A 483-nucleotide genomic window follows, 5' to 3' on the forward strand; every position below is an offset into this window, starting at 1 on the left:
GACCGATCGAAGCCCGTCCGCGTCGCGAGCGAGCAATGCCTCAGAAGGATCGAACAGCGGCAGTCGGCTGTGGAACGGCGCGCAGATGGACGACAAACCGGTCGAGAGGGATCCGACAGACAGTGAACCGATCGGAAGTGGGCCTACAGACAGCAAACCGACTGAGGACAGACCGACAGACGACGAATCAGTCTGGGACAGTTCAACGGAGGACGACAAATCGGTCTGGGGAAGTGTAACGGACGACGAATCGGTCAAGGACAGTCCGACGGGAGGCGGCACGGAGCAGACCACGGTTGACGCGGCCGGAGCAGGATCCGAACCGAGCCCGAACAGGAGAACCGACACGACGAGCTCAGACGGAAGCACCGACGCGGCGGGCAACCGGATCTGGAACGAGAGCGTGACGGCGAAAGAGCCCTCCACGACAACCAGAACAGCTCGCGCGCCGTCAGACGGAGGCGTGTCGACTGAGTACCCAGT

General features: G+C 62.7%; 1 pseudogene. It reads left to right on the top strand.

What is annotated here, in order from left to right:
- Positions 1–85: 85 nt before the first annotated feature.
- A pseudogene (locus tag EXE42_RS19815) lies at positions 86–483 on the top strand (hypothetical protein); the annotation flags it as partial.

It is taken from the genome of Halorubrum sp. SP3, assembly GCF_005435195.1.
GTDB lineage: Archaea > Halobacteriota > Halobacteria > Halobacteriales > Haloferacaceae > Halorubrum > Halorubrum sodomense.